The organism is Pannonibacter sp. I15F10I1 (assembly GCF_900185665.1).
Taxonomy (GTDB): domain Bacteria; phylum Pseudomonadota; class Alphaproteobacteria; order Rhizobiales; family Stappiaceae; genus Pannonibacter; species Pannonibacter indicus.
Genome location: NZ_FYAN01000028.1, coordinates 157,828 through 177,394, shown reverse-complemented (window position 1 = coordinate 177,394; position 19,567 = coordinate 157,828). Strand labels below are relative to the sequence as shown.

Annotated in this window: 17 protein-coding genes; 7 read left to right on the top strand and 10 right to left on the bottom strand. The window is 65.9% G+C overall.

Annotated elements, in window-relative coordinates; translation table 11 throughout:
* The first annotated feature begins 46 nt into the window (after nt 1-46).
* The 3 genes from phaZ to IF10I1_RS19375 all read left to right on the top strand — a co-directional run bounded on the left by phaZ (nt 47) and on the right by IF10I1_RS19375 (nt 3,275).
* Nucleotides 47-1,651: a polyhydroxyalkanoate depolymerase gene (gene phaZ / locus IF10I1_RS19385; RefSeq protein WP_208977104.1), complete on the top strand. Its 1,605-nt coding sequence runs from the start codon at nt 47-49 to the stop codon at nt 1,649-1,651.
* Nucleotides 1,652-1,940: 289 nt separating this feature from the next.
* Nucleotides 1,941-2,354 (top strand): DUF2852 domain-containing protein, encoded by a 414-nt coding sequence (locus IF10I1_RS19380; RefSeq protein WP_094462865.1) that lies wholly within the window; start codon nt 1,941-1,943, stop codon nt 2,352-2,354.
* A 183-nt stretch (nt 2,355-2,537) separates the two neighbouring features.
* Nucleotides 2,538-3,275, top strand: a complete 738-nt coding sequence (locus IF10I1_RS19375; protein ID WP_186391452.1) for a M48 family metallopeptidase — start codon at nt 2,538-2,540, stop codon at nt 3,273-3,275.
* On the opposite strand, the gene IF10I1_RS19370 is transcribed toward IF10I1_RS19375, so the two are convergent.
* The 5 genes from IF10I1_RS19370 to IF10I1_RS19350 all read right to left on the bottom strand — a co-directional run bounded on the left by IF10I1_RS19370 (nt 3,276) and on the right by IF10I1_RS19350 (nt 11,842).
* Nucleotides 3,276-5,459, bottom strand: a complete 2,184-nt coding sequence (locus IF10I1_RS19370; protein WP_186391451.1) for a transglycosylase domain-containing protein — start codon at nt 5,457-5,459, stop codon at nt 3,276-3,278.
* A gap of 188 nt (nt 5,460-5,647) precedes the next feature.
* Nucleotides 5,648-6,544 (bottom strand): GNAT family N-acetyltransferase, encoded by an 897-nt coding sequence (locus tag IF10I1_RS19365; RefSeq protein WP_371328523.1) that lies wholly within the window; start codon nt 6,542-6,544, stop codon nt 5,648-5,650.
* 278 nt (nt 6,545-6,822) lie between these two features.
* Nucleotides 6,823-9,219: a PAS domain-containing hybrid sensor histidine kinase/response regulator gene (locus IF10I1_RS19360; protein WP_208977089.1), complete on the bottom strand. Its 2,397-nt coding sequence runs from the start codon at nt 9,217-9,219 to the stop codon at nt 6,823-6,825.
* A gap of 193 nt (nt 9,220-9,412) precedes the next feature.
* Entirely contained in the window at nt 9,413-10,324 is a 912-nt protein-coding gene (locus IF10I1_RS19355) for a bifunctional helix-turn-helix domain-containing protein/methylated-DNA--[protein]-cysteine S-methyltransferase (protein WP_050473574.1), read from the bottom strand.
* A gap of 78 nt (nt 10,325-10,402) precedes the next feature.
* The gene (locus IF10I1_RS19350; RefSeq protein ID WP_244284573.1) at nt 10,403-11,842 is read right to left on the bottom strand and encodes an aminotransferase class V-fold PLP-dependent enzyme; all 1,440 of its coding nucleotides are present in this window, start codon (nt 11,840-11,842) and stop codon (nt 10,403-10,405) included.
* A 118-nt stretch (nt 11,843-11,960) separates the two neighbouring features.
* Here IF10I1_RS19350 and IF10I1_RS19345 point away from each other — a divergent pair, with 118 nt between their 5' ends.
* Nucleotides 11,961-12,434: an Lrp/AsnC family transcriptional regulator gene (locus IF10I1_RS19345; RefSeq protein WP_186391449.1), complete on the top strand. Its 474-nt coding sequence runs from the start codon at nt 11,961-11,963 to the stop codon at nt 12,432-12,434.
* A gap of 141 nt (nt 12,435-12,575) precedes the next feature.
* Nucleotides 12,576-13,130 (top strand): sugar transferase, encoded by a 555-nt coding sequence (locus IF10I1_RS19340; RefSeq protein WP_186391448.1) that lies wholly within the window; start codon nt 12,576-12,578, stop codon nt 13,128-13,130.
* Nucleotides 13,131-13,132: 2 nt separating this feature from the next.
* Here the strand turns inward: IF10I1_RS19340 and coaBC are convergent, their stop codons facing one another.
* Nucleotides 13,133-14,362 (bottom strand): bifunctional phosphopantothenoylcysteine decarboxylase/phosphopantothenate--cysteine ligase CoaBC, encoded by a 1,230-nt coding sequence (gene coaBC / locus IF10I1_RS19335; RefSeq protein ID WP_186391447.1) that lies wholly within the window; start codon nt 14,360-14,362, stop codon nt 13,133-13,135.
* Between the two features lie 11 nt (nt 14,363-14,373).
* The gene (locus IF10I1_RS19330; protein ID WP_186391446.1) at nt 14,374-15,636 is read right to left on the bottom strand and encodes a penicillin-binding protein activator; all 1,263 of its coding nucleotides are present in this window, start codon (nt 15,634-15,636) and stop codon (nt 14,374-14,376) included.
* Nucleotides 15,637-15,756: 120 nt separating this feature from the next.
* On the opposite strand from IF10I1_RS19330, the gene rsmI reads away from it, so the two are divergent.
* On the top strand, nt 15,757-16,686 hold the full coding sequence (gene rsmI, locus IF10I1_RS19325) for a 16S rRNA (cytidine(1402)-2'-O)-methyltransferase (RefSeq protein WP_186391445.1): 930 nt from the start codon (nt 15,757-15,759) through the stop codon (nt 16,684-16,686).
* Nucleotides 16,683-17,069, top strand: coding sequence for a YraN family protein (locus IF10I1_RS19320; RefSeq protein WP_186391444.1), 387 nt, complete (start codon nt 16,683-16,685; stop codon nt 17,067-17,069). Before rsmI ends, IF10I1_RS19320 begins: the two co-directional genes overlap by 4 nt.
* 43 nt (nt 17,070-17,112) lie before the next feature.
* On the opposite strand, the gene IF10I1_RS19315 is transcribed toward IF10I1_RS19320, so the two are convergent.
* The 3 genes from IF10I1_RS19315 to IF10I1_RS19305 all read right to left on the bottom strand — a co-directional run bounded on the left by IF10I1_RS19315 (nt 17,113) and on the right by IF10I1_RS19305 (nt 19,519).
* A complete protein-coding gene (locus IF10I1_RS19315; protein ID WP_186391443.1) occupies nt 17,113-17,313 on the bottom strand; it encodes a DUF2256 domain-containing protein in 201 nt (66 codons plus the stop codon).
* The gene (locus tag IF10I1_RS19310) at nt 17,310-18,941 is read right to left on the bottom strand and encodes an FAD-binding domain-containing protein (RefSeq protein WP_186391442.1); all 1,632 of its coding nucleotides are present in this window, start codon (nt 18,939-18,941) and stop codon (nt 17,310-17,312) included. The genes IF10I1_RS19315 and IF10I1_RS19310 overlap by 4 nt, the downstream gene beginning before the upstream one ends.
* 68 nt (nt 18,942-19,009) lie before the next feature.
* Complete coding sequence (locus IF10I1_RS19305) at nt 19,010-19,519, bottom strand: MmcB family DNA repair protein (protein ID WP_208977088.1); 510 nt, start codon at nt 19,517-19,519, stop codon at nt 19,010-19,012.
* Nucleotides 19,520-19,567 lie beyond the last annotated feature (48 nt).

The window sequence follows — 19,567 nt, the reverse complement described above, 5'->3', positions numbered from 1 at the left end:
AGAAGTGTTGCCCTTCTATCATCTCTACGAGATCAACCATGCCGCCATGGGCCCGGTGCGTGCCGCAGCGGACGCAACACGGCTCTATTTCCAGAACCCGTTCAACCCGATGAGCCACACGCAGCTCGGGCGCCAGGTTGCGGCGGCCTGCGAAGTGCTGGAGCGCACGACGCGGCGCTATGGCAAGCCGGAATTCGGTCTGCCGGAAACCACCATTGGCGGCATGAAGGTGCCGGTGAGCGAGCGCGTGGTCTGGCGCCGCCCCTTCTGCGACCTCCTGCATTTCGAGCGCGGCACCCCCCAGCGCCGCAATGACCCGAAGATCCTGATCGTGGCGCCCATGTCCGGCCACTATGCCACGCTGCTGCGCGGCACGGTGGAAGCCATGCTGCCGCGCGCCGATGTCTACATCACCGACTGGATCGACGCCCGCATGGTGCCGCTCTCGGACGGCAAGTTCGATCTGGATGACTACATCGATTACGTCATCTCCATGCTGCACTTCCTCGGGCCGGACACCCATGTGGTGGCCGTGTGCCAGCCGTCCGTGCCGGTGCTGGCGGCTGTCGCCGTGATGGAAGCGCGCAACGACCCCTATTCGCCCTCGACCATGACGCTGATGGGCGGGCCGATCGACACCCGCGTCGCGCCGACTGCCGTCAATGATCTGGCCATGTCCAAGGGCATCAACTGGTTCAAGCGCAACGTCATCATGCAGGTGCCGTTCCCGCATCCGGGCATGATGCGCTACGTCTATCCGGGCTTCCTGCAGCTTTCGGGCTTCATGAGCATGAACCTCGACCGGCACGTCATCGCCCACCGGGACTTCTTCAAGCATCTCGTCAAGGGTGACGGTGACAGCGCCGAGAAGCACCGCGAATTCTACGACGAATATCTGGCGGTGATGGACCTGACGGCCGAGTTCTATCTGCAGACGGTGGAGACCGTGTTCATCGAGCACTCCCTGCCGCTGGGCAAGATGAAGCACGGCGATACACTGGTGGATTGCGGCGCCATCCGCAACACGGCGCTGCTGACCATCGAGGGCGAGAAGGACGACATCACCGGCCGTGGCCAGACCCGTGCCGCACATACGCTCTGCACCAGCCTGCCGGACGACATGAAGGTGCATTACGAGCAGCCGAATGTGGGCCATTACGGCGTGTTCAACGGCTCGCGCTTCCGCGCCGAAATTGCCCCGCGCATGATCGACTTCATCCTGACCCATTCCCAGGCCAACCGCGACCGCCTGAAGAAGGCTTCTGCCGCCAAGCCGGCCGCTCCGGCCGAGGTGAAAAAGCCTGTGGCCGAAGCTCCCAGGGCCGAAGCTGCACCGGCGCCCAAGGCGGAGGCGGCTGCCGCCGCCGCCAAGCCTGAGCCGAAGGCTGCTGTGGCTGCAAAGGCCGATCCGCTGGCCGAGATCCTGCTGGCCAAGCCGCAGGGCGTTGCCGACAATCTCAAGGCCATCACCGGCGTCGGCCCCAAGTTGGAAAAGGCCCTGAATGAAGCGGGCATCTTCCACTTCTGGCAGATCGCAGGCCTGACGGACGCACAGATCGAGGCGCTGGACGACCGTCTGGACTTCCGCGGCCGCATGGCCCGTGACAACTGGATCGAACAGGCCCGCAAGCTGGCTGAAACGGTCGCCTGAGACACGGCCTGAGACCAGATCAGGGATCAGACCCGGCCCCGCATCCCGAAACGCCCGCTTTACGGCGGGTGATCAGGGCGGCGCCGGGTTTTTTCATGTCTGCTGCAGGCTCCGGTAAACGGCGAACCTTTCGTCCAAGCCGTTGATTCAATAAATCCTTCTGCCTCTGCGTCAAATTCCGCAGGCAGGCCGGAACCCCGTGTAACCGGCGCAGGACTTCATGGTGTTCTTGAAAGGCCGGGCCGCCGCCCCCACGTCTTTGTCTGTTGAAATCCGAAAGGGGATGACGATGACTGGGAACACTGTGTTGAGGCCTGGCTGGAACGGGGCAAGCATCGCGCTGATGGTGCTGGGCTTCGTGTTGTTCTGGCCGCTCGGACTGGCAATGCTTGCCTATATTCTTTGGGGTGACCGCTTCCAGACGCTGTTTCAGGACGCGCGTGACCAGTGGAACAGAAGCCCGATCAAGAGCGCGGTGAACACCATGAACACGGGAAGCTTTGGCCGGACCGGCAATGTGGCCTTTGACGACTACCGGGAGCGCGAGCTGAAGCGCCTGGAAGAAGAGCGTGCCAAGCTCGATGCCATGCGCGCCGAATTCGATACTTTCCTGCGCGAACTACGCCGGGCCAAAGATCAGGAAGAGTTCGACCGCTTCATGTCCGCCCGTGGCCGCAGCTCCGGCGCCTCTGGCCCTGCCTGACCGGCCGGTCCGGTACGGCACACCACGCGGGAAGCGGCGCACCTTGCGCCGCTTTCGCCGTTTTGCAGGGCTTGGTTTCCGCTGCCCCTCAAGCCACTCCCCCCGCCTGCAAAACCGGATACCCTCTGATACGTTCGAATCACCTCCCGCGGCGCCTGTCTGCGGGCCTTGCAGGGAAGCGGAATGTTCTCACGGCTGCGGCGGCCTGTTTTTCCGGACCACATCGTGCTGCCGCTGAGCGGCGGCGAGATTGCCGTGCGCCTGCGGCCTGATCCGCGCGCGCGGCGCTATCTGCTGCGCCTGCCGCATGACCAGTCCGGCCCGGTGCTGACCATCCCCAAGGGCGGTTCGCTCTCCACCGCCCAGCGCTTTGCCGAAAAACACGCCGGCTGGCTGGAGGAAAAGCTCGCGGCCCTGCCGCAGACAACGCCCTTCACCGCCGGGTCGGTTGTTCCCGTCCGGGGCGTCCTGCACCGGATCGAGCCTTCCGGCCGCCTGCGCGGGCTGGTGACGGCGGAGCTTGATGCAGACGGCCATGCGGTGCTCAGCGTGCCTGGCGCTGCCGAACATACGGGCCGCAAGGTCGCCGACTGGCTGAAGCGGCAGGCGCGGGCCGATATCGAAGCAGCAGTGGCCCGCCACACGGCCACGCTGGGGGTGAAGGCCGCGGCCATTTCCCTGCGCGACACCCGCAGCCGCTGGGGTTCCTGCGCCTCGAACGGACGTCTGTCCTTCTCCTGGCGGCTGATCCTCGCCCCGCCGGAGATCCTGGATTATGTCGCCGCCCATGAGGTGGCGCATCTGCGGGAAATGAACCATTCGGACCGGTTTTGGGCGCTGTGCCGCCAGCTTGCCCCCCACACGCCCAAAGCCCGCCAGTGGCTGAAGGACGAGGGCGGCAAGCTGCATCTCTTCGGCTGATCAGCCGCCGAACAGTCTTCCAATGAAGCCGAGCGGCCCGCCTTCGGAGGGCGGCGGCGGGATGACCCGGCCATCGGCCCCCACATCCGCCGGGGGAATGGGGGCATTGTCGGTGGGCACGGGGCCGTAATTCTGCGGCAGCTGTTCGGCAACACCCGGAAGCCCCGCCACGGGCAGACCGGCATGCGCCTTGTCCATCGCCGCCTTCCAGATCTCCGCCGGCAGCGAACCGCCCGTTGCCTTCTTCGTCGGGCTGTTGTCGTCATTGCCGAGCCAGACGGTGGCCGTCAGGTTGCCGGTGTAGCCGATAAACCAGGCATCGCGGAAGTCCTGACTGGTGCCGGTCTTGCCGCCTGCCGGGCGCTGATCGGCCAGCATCGCCTTCTTGCCCGTGCCGGTGACCAGCGTCTGCGCCATCATGTGGTTCATCTGGGCAAGGCGCAGGCCGTCGATCACCTTGCCCGTTCCATCCCCCTGCCGGGCATAGAGCGTGCGGCCCTCCACCGTTCGGATGCGGCGGATCACATGCGGCACAACCCCGTAGCCGCCGTTGGAAAAGGGCACGTAGGCGGCGGTAATCTCCAGCGGCGTCACCTCCGATGTGCCCAGCGCCAGCGAAGGATTGGCTGCCAGTTGCGAGCGGATGCCCAGCTTCTGCGCCACCTTCACCACCTTTGCCGGACCCGTTTCCACCGCCAGCCGCGCAGCCACCGTGTTGAGGGACATGGCCAGCGCGTCGGTCAGCGTGACATCGCCGTAATATTGCTTGGTGTAGTTCTGCGGCCGCCAGCCCTTGAGGGAGAAAGGCTCATCCCGGCGGATCGTGTCCGGCGTCATGCCGCTCTCCAGTGCCGCCAGATAGACAAAGGGCTTGAAGGCGGAGCCCGGCTGGCGGCGGGCGTTGGTGGCGCGGTTGAACTGGCTCTTCTGATAATTCCGGCCGCCGACCATCGCCCGCACGGCCCCAGCCGTGTCCATGATGACGATGGCGCCCTGGGAGACGCCGAGCTCCCGGCCATGGGTGTTCAACGCGCCAACAAGTGCGGATTCCGCTGCCAGCTGCATGGCCGGATCAATGGTGGTGTCGACGATAATGTCGCTGTCGATGGATCCGGCAAACTGCGGCAGCAGGTCCATCACCCAGTCCGCCACATAATTGGCGCTGGCGGTGTTCCTGTCGCTGACCACCCGGGCGGGCTCGCTCATGGCGGTCCGGGCGGTCGCCGCATCAATGAAGCCGGCATCGCGCATGGCGGCCAGAACCACCTTGGAGCGCTCATAGGCCAGCTCGGGATTGCGCGTGGGGGCATAGCGGCTGGGCGCCTTCAGCAGGCCCGCCAGAACGGCGGCTTCCTGCAGGGTGACCAGCCGCGCCGACTTGCCGAAATAGCGCCGCGCGGCCGCATCCACCCCATAGGCGCCGGCACCCAGATAGACGCGGTTGAGATACATCTCCAGGATCTCGTCCTTGGAGTATTTGGCTTCCAGCCACAGCGCCAGCACCACTTCCTGCACCTTGCGCTTCAGGGTGCGGTCAGGCTCGAGAAACAGGTTCTTGGCTAGCTGCTGGGTCAGCGTCGAGCCGCCCTGCACCAGATTGCCGGAGGTGAAATTGACGGTGAAGGCGCGAACCAGACCGATCGGGTCCAGCCCGAAATGGTCTTCGAACCGCCGGTCCTCGATGGCAATCACCGCCTGCGGCAGATAGGCGGGAAGCTGCTCCAGCCGCACGGCCTCGCCGCCCGTGTCGCCCCGGTTGGCCAGAAGCTCGCCGGTGGTGGCGACGATCTTCACATTGGGCGGGCGGGCCGGAACCTTCCATTCGGAGGTGGGCGGCAGATGGGCCGCGTAATAGACGACCACGCCGGTGGCGGCGATACCGCCCCAGATGGACAGGACGAAGCCCCAGTAGAACAGCTTGCGGATCAGCCAGAACAGCGGATTGGACGAGCGGGCGCGGCTGCGCCGGGCCTTCTTTTTGGCCTTGCCCTTGCCGCCTGCCTTTGCGGGGCGCTTGCGGCGGGGGGCGGAGGCGTCGCTGTCGTCAGCGCGCGGGCGCCGGGGCCGCCTGGCCGGGCGCTCTGCCGAAACGTCACCGGTTCCCGGGCGCACATCGTAAAGATCGCCGCTGGCAGGGCCAAACGCCGGTTCAATCCGATTGCTGCCTGCCGGGCGGCGTGCCATGAGCCTCTCGTCACTCTGCGGGCCTGCGCAGGGAGCACAGGCAATCTGCATCAAACTAGAGCGGCTGGTTTAAGGCGGCGTTAAGCCTTGGGCGCCGGGCAAGGCGTGGAGGCGGAGCCCCGCAAGCAAAAACCGCCGCCCCGGAGAGGCAGCGGTCCTTTGGCGTTGGATGCGGATAGTTCGCCAGCTCAGCTTGAGTAGCGCGAGGCGTCCGCACCGTAATAGTTCACGTAGCGCTCATTCAGCTGCGTCACCGGCATGACGATGAGAACGTCCGTGGTGCCGAACTGATAGTCGACCACGGCCCCGTCACCGATATAGGCGCCGAGGCGCAGGTAGCCCTTCACCAGCGGCGGCAGCTCGCGCAAGGTGGCCTTGTCGTTGAGCTCTTCACGGGCCACCCGGTTCATCTCGACATAGCGCTCCGGCACGGCGCGCACGCGCCAGGGCTCCGGCGCACGGGCGTGGTGGTGCAGGAAGGACAGCTGGCTGGCGATCCGGTCCGGATCCGTGCCCTCGATGGAGGCGCAGCCGATCATCACGTCGATGCGGTGGCGGATCACATAGGCCCAGATGCCGTGCCACAGCAGCTCGACCGTGCGCTTGTTGCGGTAGGGCTTGAGCACGCAGGAGCGGCCCAGTTCCAGGAAGCGCAGGCCCGGATTGGCGTCGACCAGCGGCTGGATGTCATATTCGCTGGCCGTATAGAAGCCGCCGTTTGCCTCGGCCACATCCTGGCGCAGCAGGCGGTAGGTGCCGACGATCTGCGGCTGCAGGCGGCCCAGCTTGTTGCGCTTCATCGAAGCATGATCGACGACCAGCAGGTGATCGCAGATGGCGTCAAAAGCATCCATGTCGCGGCGGGCAGCGAGGGTCTGCGCATCGGCGATGGCGGACATTTCCTCGTAGAAGACGTGATAGCGCAGGCGCTGCGCCTTCTTCACCTCGCGCGCGGTGCGGGCGAGGCGCACCTCCAGCGATCCGACACGGCCAAGGGAAAGATCGCCGTAAAGGCCTGTTTCGCCATGCAGAGACTTGGCGAAACCTGGGAAAAAGCGCGCGGAAATGCCCTGTTCGCCCATCATCGGCACGAACTTCTGCACGAGCTTGCGCGGAGAAAATAGACCTGGCCGCATCATTGAGATTCGGTCCCCTATCTGCCTCGGTTGTTTCCCACCGGGGGCCCTGCGAAACCGTTGCCGCAGGCCTCGTTTGTCCTGTCAGATTGCTGCGCCGTTGCAGTGATTCTCATCCCCTTAACCGGCGAAACCCTGATCTTGCCGTAGACCATAGTTTTCCAACACTAGCATGACAACGGCCAGCGTTCACAATATTTCGTGACGGTAACAATCCGGGAGCGGCACTATGTCCGGGAGGGCAGATTTTCCAATGCGTCTTCAACGGCTTCGCGGGAAAGCGGTTTTGTGAGGAAACCGGCAACACCGCTCGCTCTTGCCCGGTCGCGGGCGGCCGGCATCACGTCCGCCGTGACGATCAGCACCGGCACATGCGGGCGCCCGCGGGCGGTTTCGATCTCGCGAATCTGGGCCATGGCATCCAGCCCGTCGAGCCCCGGCATGTGCAGGTCCATCAGGATGGCATCGAAATTCTGCTCGCTGGCCGCGCGCCAGGCCTCCAGACCGTCGGGCACCACCGTCACCTCATGGCCGAGCTTGCGCAGCAGCGCTTCGCCCAGAAGCCGGTTGATATCGTTATCCTCGGCCAGCAGCAGCCGCAGCGGCCGGGCCGGGGCAAGCCGGTGCGGCGCACCGGGAATGCGCTCGGGCGGCAGATCCACGGCCGCTTCCCAGGCAAGCGTTTCACCGCCTTCGCCCATGAGGCTGGCAATGATGCGCCGGAGCGTTCGCCCGCGCACGGGCCGCACCAGATAGGCGGAGAACCCTGCCTCGCGCAGCCGGTCCAGCCGGTCCCGCTCCGGCGGGGTCACGAGAACAATAGCTGGCGCCACGCAGCCCGCTGCCCGGGCCGTGGCCAGCCAGCCCGCACCATCGGCCACAGCGCCATGTTCCAGCAGCACGAGATCCGCATGGGGCAGGGCGTCGGCCAGCGTGTCGTCCCCCGGCTGCACCAGCTGCACCCTGGCGCCATGGGTGATGAACTGCAGCGCCAGCGCTTCGCCCTCGATCACGCCCTGTGACACGATCACGACGCGCCGGCCTGTCAGGCATTCAAGACCGGCATGACCGGCAGCATCGGGCGCTTCGGGCAGCGGCAGGCAGATGCGGAAGACGGCACCCTTGCCTTCTTCGGCCAGTGCCTCGACCGTTCCCTCCATCAGCCCCACGAGGCGGCGGACGATGGCAAGGCCAAGCCCCGTGCCGCCGTAGCGGCGGGCAGGGCCATGGTCCACCTGCTCGAACTCGCCGAACAGCCGTTCGGCATCGGCTGCCGAGAAGCCAATGCCGGTGTCCCGCACCTCCAGCGTCAGCAGGCTGCCGCTGCCCTGCGGCGTGATGGCAAGGCTGATGAGGACGCCGCCCTCTTCGGTGAACTTGATGCCGTTTCCGGCCAGATTGAACAGGATCTGCCGCAGCCGGTTGGCATCAGCCGTTACGATACGGGGAATTGCCGGGTCGGCGGTGAAGCCGATCTCCAGCCCCTTGGCATGGGCACGCGGCGCCAGCAGCTCCACCACATGTTCGGCAAGGCTTTCGAGGTCCACCGGTCCCGGCTGGATCGTCAGTTTGCCGGCTTCGGCGCGGGAGAAGTCCAGCAGCTCGTCGATCAGCAGTAGCAGCGTTTCGCCGGAGGTTTCCAGCGCCCGCACATAGGCTCTCTGTTCATGGGTGAGATGCGTATCCGACAGGAGCGCCGCCATACCCAGAATGCCGTTGAGCGGCGTGCGCACCTCGTGGCTGACGGTGGCCAGAAAGCGGGACTTGGCCTCGCTGGCGCTTTCCGCATTCTGGCGGGCGGCCAGAAGCTCCTCTTCCATCTTGCGCCGCGCGGTGACGTCACGCAGCACGGTCTGCAGCACCGGCGTTCCGCGCGGGCCCTCGCGCACGGTCACGTCGATGCGGGAGAACCAGCGCGGGCCTTCGCGGGTGTCGAGCAGAATATCCCCAAAGACGCCGGTGGCTTCGGCGCTGAGCAGGTCCTGCGGCGTGTCCGCCAGCGGCAGCTCCAGTTTTTCGCCGGGACGCGGGCTCTGCTCCGGCCAGAACAGGCTTCCGGCCGCCGGATTGGCATAGATGACGTTTTCTTCCATGTCGCGGCGGATGACCACATCGCCCAGCGCATGGAGAATGCTGGCATGGCGCTCGTCGGATTCGCGCAGTTCCCAGGCGGCGTCTTCCAGCTCCTCGATGCGCTGGTTCAGCCGGTGGGTCTCCACCGCCGCGGTGCCGAGTGCGGTCTGCAGGCGGTGGCGGTCGTCATGAATGACACAGGCGATGGCAAGCCCGCCTGCGGCAAAACCGAGGACCAGCGCCAGAAGCCGCTCGTAAGGCCCGCCGCCGAGCAGCAGAAGGGCAGCAATCAGCGCCAGAACGCCAATAGCTGCGGCCAGTGTGAGAACCCGTTCGTGACCGAACCGGCGCCCGGCGCGGGTCAGGGCATCGGGCTCGTCCGGCGCGGATCCGGGCTGACCGGCCTTGCCCTTCGGCGGACGCTTTGCGTCTTTCGGGCTTTGCGGGCGCTTCTGCCCCTCCGGGCGCTCGGGACCGTCCGGCTGCTGTGCCTTCAGGCCCGTTTCCGCTTCAGCCTTGCTGCCGTTTCCGTCTGCCGATTGCGGTCGCATGCCCTGTCCCCAGCGGCCTGCGCGGCAGGCCTGATCCTGATGAAGGCCCGACAAGGTTCTGCGGGCACAGCCGGAAACAAGCTTGCAGTCCAATCCCTTGAAAAAGCCTTTCGAATTTTAGGCTTTTCATCTTCCCCGATCAGTCTTCCCTTCAAGCTCCCCCTTTCAGCCTCCCCCTTTCAGCCTCCCCCTTTCAGCCTCCCATGCCGGTGATGCCGGCTTCCCAGCCGAGGATGGCGCGTTTGCGGGTCAGGCCCCAGTGATAGCCGCAAAGCCCGCCGGTGCGTCCCAGCACCCGGTGGCAGGGCACGACAAAGGAAATCGGATTGCGCCCCACGGCCGAGCCCACCGCCCGCGCCGCGCTGGGTTTGCCAAGGCTGCGGGCAATGTCGGAATAGGTGGTCGCCTTGCCCATGGGGATCTTCAGCAGCGTGCGCCAGACACGGATCTCAAAATCGCTGCCGATGAAAATGACCTTGAGCGGCGTTTCCTCAGACCAGCTGGCCGGATCAAACACCCGCGCCGCATAGGGCGCTGTTGCCACGTCATCTTCCACGAAGACGGCCGCAGGCCAGCGGCCCGACATGTCAGCAAAGGCCGAGGCTTCCTCGCCCTCATCGGCGAAGGCGAGCCCGGCAAGGCCCCGGTCGGTCGCCATGATCAGCACCTGGCCAAAAGGGCAGGGATGGAAGCCGTAGCGGATGGTGAGGCCCGCCCCGCGGTTGCGGTAGTCGCCCGGCGTCATCGCCTCGTGGGTGACGAAGAGATCATGCAGCCGCCCGGGCCCGGACAGCCCCACCTCATAGGAGGTTTCCAGAATGCTGGCCGCATCGCGCAAGAGGTCACGGGCATGATCCAGCGTGATCGCCTGCAGAAACTGCTTCGGCGTCAGACCGGCCCAGCGCGAGAACACCCGCTGCAGCTGGATCGGCTGCAATCCTGCCTCGCGGGCAAGATCCTCCAGCGCCGGCTGGTCGCGCCAGGTATCCGAAATGCGCTCCAGCGTCTGGCGGACGATGGCATAGTCCCGCGCGGCAGCTTCCCCCGTTTCGGGAACGGCGGCAGCTTCGCGTCCGGCAAGGTTGAGGTCAAAAAGCTGGGTCATGGCAACGGCAGGTCCGGTGATTGTCAGATTCTGACCCTAACCCCGGCCCTGCTGCTGCGCCACCCGATAAGCGAGCCCTCAGCCCGCCTTGCGGAAACGGGCCGTGCGCGTGTCGGCCACATAGAGCTTTGCCCGCTCACCCGCTTCGGCCGCCAGTTCCGCGACCGACTGGTGGATGAAGCGGGCGGTTTCATTGCTCATCAGGTAGCTGAAGTTGAGCCGCGTCCAGCCGGGCTTCTCGATCTCATCCCCGGCCTGGATCGAAGCGCGCAGGCTTTCCGAGCGCGCCTGAGAGATGCCCAGCAGCCGGTGCGCATAGGGCCCGGCGCAAGCGCAGCCACCACGGGCCTGGATGCCGTGAAAATCGGACAGCATGCGGGTGAAAAGTTGCGGATGCACCTGTGCACCCTGCCGGTCCAGCACCTGAAAGGCAAAGATGGGCAGCCGGTCCCGCTGGTCCGCCGCCAGAATGCGCAAGGCGGGATGGCCATCCCAGGCCGCGAAGGCCATGCGGGCCAGTTCCGTGTCACGGGCGAGGATGAAATCGCAACCCACCGCATCCTTCACCGCAAAGGCGAGGCCGGCGCGGATATCGCCCAGCACATTCGGCGTGCCTGCTTCTTCACGCGCGGCCAGAGAGGCGGAATAGTCATGGCCCCAGGGCGAGACGAAAGACACCGTGCCGCCGCCCGGCCATGTGGGCTTATTGGCGCGCACCGCCGCATTGCGGATGATCAGGATGCCCGATGCCCCCGGCCCGCCGGGAAACTTGTGCGGCGACACCACCACCGCATCCTTGGCGCTGTCTGCTTCCGGCGCCATGGTGATGGGTAGGTAGGGGCCGCCGCCCGCATAGTCCCAGAGGGCGAGCGCGCCATGGCGCTTCAGCAGGCGGGTCACCGCATCCACATCCGTCAGAATGCCCGTCACATTGGAGGCGGCAGAAAAAGCACCCAGCACCAGCGGCCGGTCCCTGAGGCGCAGAAGCTCAGCTTCCAGCACATCCATGTCCGGCCCGCCCTGCGGCGCTTCAGGGATTTCAACCACCTCCGCACCGCTCTCGCGCCAGGGCAGGATGTTGGAATGATGCTCATAGGGGCCGATGAGAACCGCCGGCCGGCCACCTTCCTGCCCTGCCCCGGCAAAGCCGAACAGGCTGAGCGCCCGGTTGATGCCGGCGGTGGCGCCGGAGCCCGTGAAGATGACCGTGTAATTTTCATCCGCACCGGTGCTGCGCGCGATCTGTGCCCGCGCCTCGCGGCGCAGCGTGGTCATCCGCGCCCCGCAATAGGAAGCTTCCGTGTGGCTGTTGGCATAATACGGCAGAACCTCGGTGAGCATGAACTCCTCCACCTGCCGCAGCGACCGGCCCGAAGCGGTGTAATCCGCATAGGTGATCCTGCGCGGCCCGAAGGCCCCTTCGATCTCCGCCCCCTCGCCGATCAGCCCGGCGCTGAGCGCCTCGACGGTGCGGGAGGTGCGCAGGCTGCTCTGGAAGGCTTCAAGGCTCATCGGCATGGGATGGTTCCAACGGAAAAAGACTGATGCATCGAAAATTATGCGATCAGACTTGAGATATGTTCCCATATTTCACATCATTGCGCCCCATAGCCATGAATCTGTTCGACAAAGGCGCATGATGATTGATCAGTTCAACAAGGCCATCCTCAAGGCGCTGCAGGAAGATGGCAGCCTGACCCAGCGCGAATTGTCGGAGAAGGTCCATCTGTCGCCCAACGCCTGCTGGAACCGCATTCAGGCGCTGAAGAAGGAGGGCGTGATCACCGGCCAGACGGTGCAGCTCGACCGCACCCGGCTGGGCCTTGATCTGGTGGTCTTTGTGATGATCCGCACCCGCCACCATTCGGCGGAATGGCTGGATATTTTCCGGCGCCACGTGGTGCAGATCCCGGAGGTCATCGACTTCTTCCGCATCGGCGGCGACTATGACTACATGCTGAAAGTCGTCACCCGCGACATGGCCAGCTACGACGCCGTCTACCGCCGCCTGATCTCCGGCATCGAACTCGACAGCGTCACGTCCTACTTCGCCATGGAAGCCATCGAAGAGCAACGCCCCCTGCCGGTGCGCGAGACGAAGGAGCGGTGAAGGCGGGTGTGGTTTCAGACCTTGCCCCTTGGCAAAACGCCGGCGGACGGCTATCCGGCTTCTTGTTGTAAACCCCGGGCCGCTGCGACAGCCCTGAACGGATGCTGCTGCCGGTGAACGGCGATTTGAAAGACGGCTGATATGATGCGCATTTGCGATGTGATCCTGTCTTTGTCCGGGCTTGTCTTTGGCTCTCCCCTTCTGGCTGTGCTTTGGGTTCTGGGCTGGTTCGATACGGGCTCGCCATTGTTCCGCCAGGAGCGGGTCGGGCGGGGGCAAAGGCCGTTTATTCTCGTCAAGTTCCGCAGCATGCGGCCGGATACAGCGTCCGTTGCCACCCATCAGGCCGATCCGCAGGCGGTGACGAAGCTAGGGCATTTTCTGCGGCGCACGAAACTCGATGAACTGCCGCAGCTCTGGAACGTGCTGAAGGGGGAGATGAGCCTTGTCGGCCCGCGGCCCTGCCTGTTCAACCAGACAGAACTGATCACTGAGCGCGCAGCGCGCGGCGTCTTTAATGCCCGCCCGGGTATCACAGGGCTCGCCCAGATCAACGATATCGACATGTCCACGCCGCAGCTGCTGGCGGAAACCGACGCGCGGATGCTGAAGGACCTGAGCCTTTCCGCCTATTTCCGCTACATCCTCAAGACCATCAAAGGATCGGGCAGCGGCGACCGCATCCGCGCCGGCTGATCTCAGCCCTCAGCGGTTTCCAGCGCCGCCGCGATCCGTGCCACAAGCCGCCGGGCGACTTCGGTTTTGCCGAGGGTCGGCCAGTCCTCGATGCCGTCATGTGTGACGATGCGCACCGTGTTGGCATCTCCGCCCATCACGCCCGTTGCGGGGCTGACGTCATTGGCGACGATCCAGTCGGCGGCCTTGCGCTGCAGCTTGCCTTGCGCATTGGCGATGAGGTTCTGCGTTTCGGCGGCAAAGCCGACGACGAGCCCTGGCCGGTTGCCGGCAAGATGGCCGACAGTGGAGAGGATGTCCGGGTTTTCGACCAGCGCCAGGGCAGGGGGCTGGCCGGAACCGTCCTTCTTGATCTTCTCGCTGCCTTCCTGCGCCACGCGCCAGTCGGCGACGGCGGCGGCCATGATGGCCACGTCGGCGGGTAGTGCCGCTTCGACGGCCGCGAGCATCTCCTTGGCCGTTTCCACAGGGATGACCGTGACGCCTGCCGGATCGGGCAGGGTAACGGGGCCGGAAATGAGCGTCACCCGCGCGCCGGCCTCCGCGGCTGCGGCGGCAATGGCATGGCCCTGCTTGCCGGACGAACGGTTGGCAATGTAGCGCACCGGATCAATCGGCTCATGGGTCGGCCCAGAGGTGATGACCACATGCTTTCCGGCGAGAGGCCTGGCAGGCAGCGTGTTGCCGGCTTCCAGAAGCGCCAGCGCCCTTTCGGCAATGGCCAGCGGCTCGGCCATGCGGCCAAGGCCTGCCTCGCCGCTTTCGGCCATTTCGCCGCGCTCCGGGCCAATGAAAGCAATGCCATCAGTCTTGAGAGTGGCCACATTGCGCTGCGTCGCCGGGTGGGCCCACATGGCCGGGTTCATTGCCGGGGCCACCAGCACGGGCCGGTTGGTCGCCAGAAGCACGGTGCTGGCGAGATCCCCGGCAAGGCCCTGCGCCATCTTGGCCATCAGGTCCGCCGTGGCTGGCGCCACGATGATGAGATCGGTGTCGCGGGCCAGGCGGATGTGGCCGACATCCTGTTCCGCCTCCCGGTCGAAGAGGTCGGTGTAGACCTTTTCGGCCGTCAGCGCCCCGGCGGCCAGCGGGGTGATGAACTGCTGCGCGGCGGCTGTCATCACCACCTTCACCTTCACGCCGCGCTCACGCAGGCGGCGGATCAGGTCCAGCGACTTGTAGGCAGCGATGCCGCCGCCGGTGATCAGGAGAACCCGTTTTCCGCCGGTCATGATGGGCTTTCTCAGCTGGGGCTGCGGAAGTCGCGCGGGGCCGGGGAGACAGGCTTCACGCCCGAACCGGTGATTTCATAGACTGCGAGACCGCGCTCGTTCTGGCCGTTCTGCAGGAAGCGGAACACGCCGTCGATGCCGAGGAAGCCGTCGCGGTTGGTCAGGGTCTGCGTGGCAAAGCGCTGGGGCCCGGCGGAGCGCACAAGCCCGGCGGCCAGGATGGTGCCGTCATAGGCGAGCGAGGCATTGCGCGGCGGCGGGCTGCCATAGGCGGCCTGATAGCGGCTGGCCAGCGCGTCAAAGCCGCTCTTTTCCGGACCGGGGAACCAGGCGCCGGCCATCATCGGGCTGTTGGTCACCTGCTGGGTTTCCCACTGGCCGCTGCCGAGCAGCTTCACCGTGCCAAGGTTCGCGCCCTGCTGCACCAGTGTCTGCATGACGAAGGGCGCGACGCCGCCGCCTGCAGGCACAAACAGCGCGTCGACCTGAGGCAGGTTCGGAGCCAGCTGCTGCGCCTTGGCCGCCAGATCCGAAGTGTCGCTGCCCGTCAGCTTGTAGCGCTGGATGGCGACAATGCGCCCGCCCACACGGCCCACTTCCTGACGGAAGGCTGCTTCGGCAACAGAGCCATAGGCATCGTCCGGCAACAGGGCGGCAAAGGACTTGCGGTTCTGCTGTGCGGCGTAACCGATGATCCGGCGCACGTCTCCGGCAGGCAGGAAGCTGAGCAGATAAACGCCGGGGGCTGCAACAGCCGTATCGCTGGAGAAGGCGACGATCGGAATGCCGGCATTGCGCGCCGCATTGGCAGCACCGGTGACGGCGGGAGCAAAGACCGGCCCGAGCAGCAGCTCTGCCCCTTCTGACATGGCCGCTTCGGCCGCAGCGCGCCCGCCTTCCGCCGTGCCTTGCGTATCCTTCACCAGAAGCTGGATGTTGGAGCCCTGAAAATCATTGAGCGCCAGCTGTGCGGCATTCTTGAAGGTGGTGGCGATGGAGGAGGCAGAACCGCCACCGCTGAGCGGCAGCAGCAGGCCGACGCGAATCGATCCGTCGCCAATCATCTCGCCTGCCACTGTGGGCGCAGCCGGAGTGGCCGGGAAGGAGGTGTTGTCCTGAACCGGCCCCATGGTGGAGGGCATGCAGCCCGCCAGAAGGCCGAGCGCCCCGGCAAGAGCGGCAAACCGTAGCCGGCTCCGGCGCAGAAAACCGCGTCCGGACGCATGTGGGGATGCTGTTTTCATGCCCTTGGCGGCTTCAATCGTGTTTTGCACTATGGCCTCCTCGCGTCCGCGTTCAAAAACCTTTACGAATTCAGAACGTTCCTGTCCAGTTTCACGAGACTGGATCATGTGTTGGACAGCGCTCAAGCTGTTGTTGCCCGGAGTTTTGACATGACGATGGCTGAAGCCCCGCCAGAACGGCGTTATTTCGTTGCCGGACAGGTGGTCGAGGCGCCCCGGCAGGAGGCCGCGCTCTATGTCGTCTCGACGCCGATCGGCAATCTTGGTGATATTACGCTGCGCGCGCTGGAAACGCTGGCTGGCGCAGATGTGATTGCCTGCGAGGACACGCGCGTCACGGCGACGCTGGCCCAGCGCTTCGGCCTGCGGGCACCGCTTCTGCCCTATCACGAGCACAATGCGGAGCGGCAGCGCCCGCGGCTGCTGGCGGCGCTGGCCGAAGGCAAGGTGGTGGCGCTGGTCTCCGATGCGGGCACGCCGCTGGTTTCCGATCCGGGCTACCGGCTGGTGCGCGATGTGCTGGAAGCCGGCCACCGGGTCATCCCCATCCCGGGTGCCTCTGCGCCGCTTGCCGCGCTGGTCGCCTCCGGCCTGCCCAGCGATACGCTGCTTTTTGCGGGCTTCCTGCCGCAGAAGGCGGGCCAGCGCAGCCGCCGGCTGGCGGAGCTCTCGGCCATTCCGGCCACGCTTGCCTTTTTCGAATCGCCCCACCGGCTGGCCGCCTCTCTCGCCGCCATGGCTGAGGTGCTGGGCGACAGGGCTGCGGTGGTCGCCCGCGAACTGACGAAGAAGTTCGAAACCTTCCAGCGCGGCACATTGGCGGAACTGGCGGCTTTCTATGAGGAAAACCCGCCCAAGGGCGAAATCGTCGTTCTCATCGGCCCGCCGGAAGTGCAGGCTCACGAGGAAGATGCTGCCGATGTGGAAGCGCTGCTCACCGAGGCCCTTGCCGGCATGCCCGTTGCCGCCGCAGCCAAGGACGTGGCGAAGCGTACGGGGCTGGACCGGAACGAGGTTTACAAGCTGGCGCTGGAGCTGAAGGCAGCCGCTGGGGCAGAGGGGGAAGAGACCGGATCATGACGGAACGGGGGCGGCGGCAGAAGCGGCGGAAAGCCTACCGGCTGGGTCATCTGGCCGAGAGCCTCGCTGCCCTGTCGCTGCGCCTGCGCGGCTGGCGCATTCTGGAGCGCCGCTTCAAGGCCTCGACCGGTGAAGTGGATATCATCGCTGAGCGGGGCGATGTGGTTGCCTTTGTCGAGGTAAAGGCCCGGCGCACCCGCACCGCGGCGCTGGAAGCGGTCACACCCACCGCCCGCAACCGCATCATCCGCGCCGCGCAGATCTATCTGCTGCACCATCCGCATCTTGCCGCGCAGACGCTGCGCTTCGATCTGGTTCTGGTCGTGCCCTTCCGCTGGCCCGAACATGTGGTGGACGCCTTCCGGCCGGACGGGCTGGCCTGAAGTCTCGCGCTGGTTTTGCGTCTGGAGCCGGAGACGGCAGCCTCTAGCGCCTGCGGGAGGAATTTTGCGCCTCCTCCTCCGGATCTTCAGCCAGCGGGCCTCCGCCTTTGCGCGTGCTCCGGCAGCGGTCCGAGCAATAGAGGACGTTGTCCCAGTCGCGGGCCCATTTGCGCCGCCAGGTGAAGGGCCTTGCGCAGGTGCGGCAGGTCTTGACCGGCAGATCGGATTTCTTGCGCATCTTCATGGTCTGCCCTTGCCCTCCTCCTGTGGCAGCAACAGGCCGAAGCTGAGCTGGGCAGTGGTGTCTGCCGGGCGTTTGCGTCCGCCTCCGCCATCGCGGCCCCGGCGGGTGATGCCGGACTTGCGGCTGCCATGCCGCTCCTGAATGGTGTCTGCTGCCTTGTGAAAGTCACGGTCCTTGCGCAAGGACCAGACCTTGTCCCGCGCCGCCCGCGCGGCTGCCACATGATCCACCACCGGCAGCGGATAGGCCTTGTCCAGCACGGCGCCCGCGTTGGGGGCCTTCCAGGGCTCGTGCAGGAAAGCGTCCGGAATGGCGCGCAGCTCCGGCACCCAGCGGCGGATGAAGCGGCCATCCGGGTCCTGATCCAGCCCCTGCTTCACCGGATTGTAGATGCGGATGGTGTTGATGCCCGTGGTGCCGGACTGCATCTGCACCTGAGGCCAGTGGATGCCGGGCTCATAATCGGTGAAACAACGCGCAAGATGCTCCCCCGGCGTGCGCCAGTCCAGCCACAGGTGATAGCTGGAGACGGCCATCAGCATGGCGCGCATGCGGAAGTTCATCCAGCCGGTGGTAAGGAGCGCCCGCATGGTGGCATCCACAAAGGGCAGGCCGGTTTCGCCCTTCATCCAGGCCTCCAGCCGCGCCCGGTCCGGCTCGCTAGGGCGCAGGCCGTCATGGGCGGGGTGCAGGTTGCTGACCTCGATGCGCGGCGCATCCTCCAGCTTCTGCATGAAGTGGCAGTGCCAGTGCAGCCGGGCAAGAAAGGAACTGACGGCACCGCGCCATGTGGCCGCACCCGGCGCATCCCCCGCAAGAACCAGCTGGTTCAGCCGGTCTTCCGCCCGCTGCGTAATCTCACGCAAGGAAAGCGTGCCGAAGGCGATGTGAGGCGACAGGCGCGAACAGGCGTCGAAGCCGGAGACGGGGCTCGACATGCCGGATCTGTAGGTCTTGCCGCGCCGGTGAAGGAAGCTCTCAAGACAGGCAAGGCCTGCCTTGCGCCCGCCGGGCTGGCGCTGGGGGCAAAGGTCCGGCGCGAGGCCAGGACCGCCCGCCGGGGGCAGGGGGCCGGGATCAATGGTGAGGCCAAGGCTGGAGAGCGGAGTGAGCAGGGGTTCCGGCAGCAGGGGCTTGCGCATGTCATGGTCCCAGCGCGCGGCCCAGCCGTTGCGGCTCGCCAGACGGCGCACCACGCCAGTCTGGCGCGGCTCGTGCCAGGGGATGCCTTCGGCCCGTGCAAAGGCCTTCACCGCCAGATCGCGGCGGAAGGTCCACAGGTTGCCGGTTTCCTCATGCGACCACAGAGCGGCAATGCCCCGCGCCCGGTGCAGCGCGGAAAGCACCGGCACCGCTTCGCCCGTGCGGATGATCAGCGGCTGGCCCAGCCGGGCGAGCGCCTCCCGCAGCTCCTCAAGGCATTCACGCAGGAAGGCGAACTGGCGGCCGGACATGTCCGGCTGCGCCCACAGCCCCGGCTCCACGATATAGAGCGGCAGCACCGGCCCAAGGCGGGCGGCCTCGAACAGGGGCTGATGATCAAAGGCGCGCAGATCCCGCTTGAACCAGACAACCTGCAGGCCGAGCGAGGAGGAGGGTGTAGAGGCCGTGGCAGGTGCTGGTGGCATGACGGGATCTGACAAGGGCGTGGCTCGGGTGGAGACTTTCCCTCTTACGCCAGCGCCCGCGCCAAGGATCAGAGCACGCTGGCGATGGCCCTTGCATCCGGGTCCAGCAGGTCATGCAGGCGCAGCGCGGCCTGACGGGCAAAGCGGGAGGTCACGGCCTTGCGCGTTGCTGCCGCCAGCGGATGGTGCGGGGCCTCGCGCAGGATATCCGCCGCATAGCCATCGGACAGGATCAGTCCGGCTTCTTCCGGGAAGATCTCCGCCGGCACATCCACATGGGTGGCGAAATAGAGCCGGTCGCAATGGGCGCGGTAGTCCGGCCATTTGGTGTCTGCCCTGAAATCCGCGATGGAGGATTTCACCTCGATGATGATGATCTCGTGCTTCGGGCCCAGTGCGATCAGATCCGCCCGCCGCCCGGAGGCCAGCGTCAGCTCGGGCAGGCAGGCAAAGCCCTGCAGGCGCATGAGCCGCGCCGCCCCGCGCCAGACCTTGAGCGCCGTTTCGGACTGGCGCCCGTCCGTGAGCGGGTCATCAAGGGCAATGCGGTTGGTATGAGCAAGATCCAGCGGGTTCATCCTGCAAATGTTCCGCATTTGTTCGGAAAATGCAAGAGCTGTCCCTGC

Bases quoted from the DNA above. Each gene is read 5' to 3' on its own strand.
- phaZ (WP_208977104.1), top strand. From the start codon at position 47: ATGGGCCCGGTGCGTGCCGCAGCGGACGCAACACGGCTCTATTTCCAG.
- IF10I1_RS19380 (WP_094462865.1), top strand. From the start codon at position 1,941: ATGACTGGGAACACTGTGTTGAGGCCTGGCTGGAACGGGGCAAGCATC.
- IF10I1_RS19375 (WP_186391452.1), top strand. From the start codon at position 2,538: ATGTTCTCACGGCTGCGGCGGCCTGTTTTTCCGGACCACATCGTGCTG.
- IF10I1_RS19370 (WP_186391451.1), bottom strand. From the start codon at position 5,459: ATGGCACGCCGCCCGGCAGGCAGCAATCGGATTGAACCGGCGTTTGGC.
- IF10I1_RS19365 (WP_371328523.1), bottom strand. From the start codon at position 6,544: ATGATGGGCGAACAGGGCATTTCCGCGCGCTTTTTCCCAGGTTTCGCC.
- IF10I1_RS19360 (WP_208977089.1), bottom strand. From the start codon at position 9,219: ATGCGACCGCAATCGGCAGACGGAAACGGCAGCAAGGCTGAAGCGGAA.
- IF10I1_RS19355 (WP_050473574.1), bottom strand. From the start codon at position 10,324: ATGACCCAGCTTTTTGACCTCAACCTTGCCGGACGCGAAGCTGCCGCC.
- IF10I1_RS19350 (WP_244284573.1), bottom strand. From the start codon at position 11,842: ATGCCGATGAGCCTTGAAGCCTTCCAGAGCAGCCTGCGCACCTCCCGC.
- IF10I1_RS19345 (WP_186391449.1), top strand. From the start codon at position 11,961: ATGATGATTGATCAGTTCAACAAGGCCATCCTCAAGGCGCTGCAGGAA.
- IF10I1_RS19340 (WP_186391448.1), top strand. From the start codon at position 12,576: ATGATGCGCATTTGCGATGTGATCCTGTCTTTGTCCGGGCTTGTCTTT.
- coaBC (WP_186391447.1), bottom strand. From the start codon at position 14,362: ATGACCGGCGGAAAACGGGTTCTCCTGATCACCGGCGGCGGCATCGCT.
- rsmI (WP_186391445.1), top strand. From the start codon at position 15,757: ATGACGATGGCTGAAGCCCCGCCAGAACGGCGTTATTTCGTTGCCGGA.
- IF10I1_RS19320 (WP_186391444.1), top strand. From the start codon at position 16,683: ATGACGGAACGGGGGCGGCGGCAGAAGCGGCGGAAAGCCTACCGGCTG.
- IF10I1_RS19315 (WP_186391443.1), bottom strand. From the start codon at position 17,313: ATGAAGATGCGCAAGAAATCCGATCTGCCGGTCAAGACCTGCCGCACC.
- IF10I1_RS19310 (WP_186391442.1), bottom strand. From the start codon at position 18,941: ATGCCACCAGCACCTGCCACGGCCTCTACACCCTCCTCCTCGCTCGGC.
- IF10I1_RS19305 (WP_208977088.1), bottom strand. From the start codon at position 19,519: ATGAACCCGCTGGATCTTGCTCATACCAACCGCATTGCCCTTGATGAC.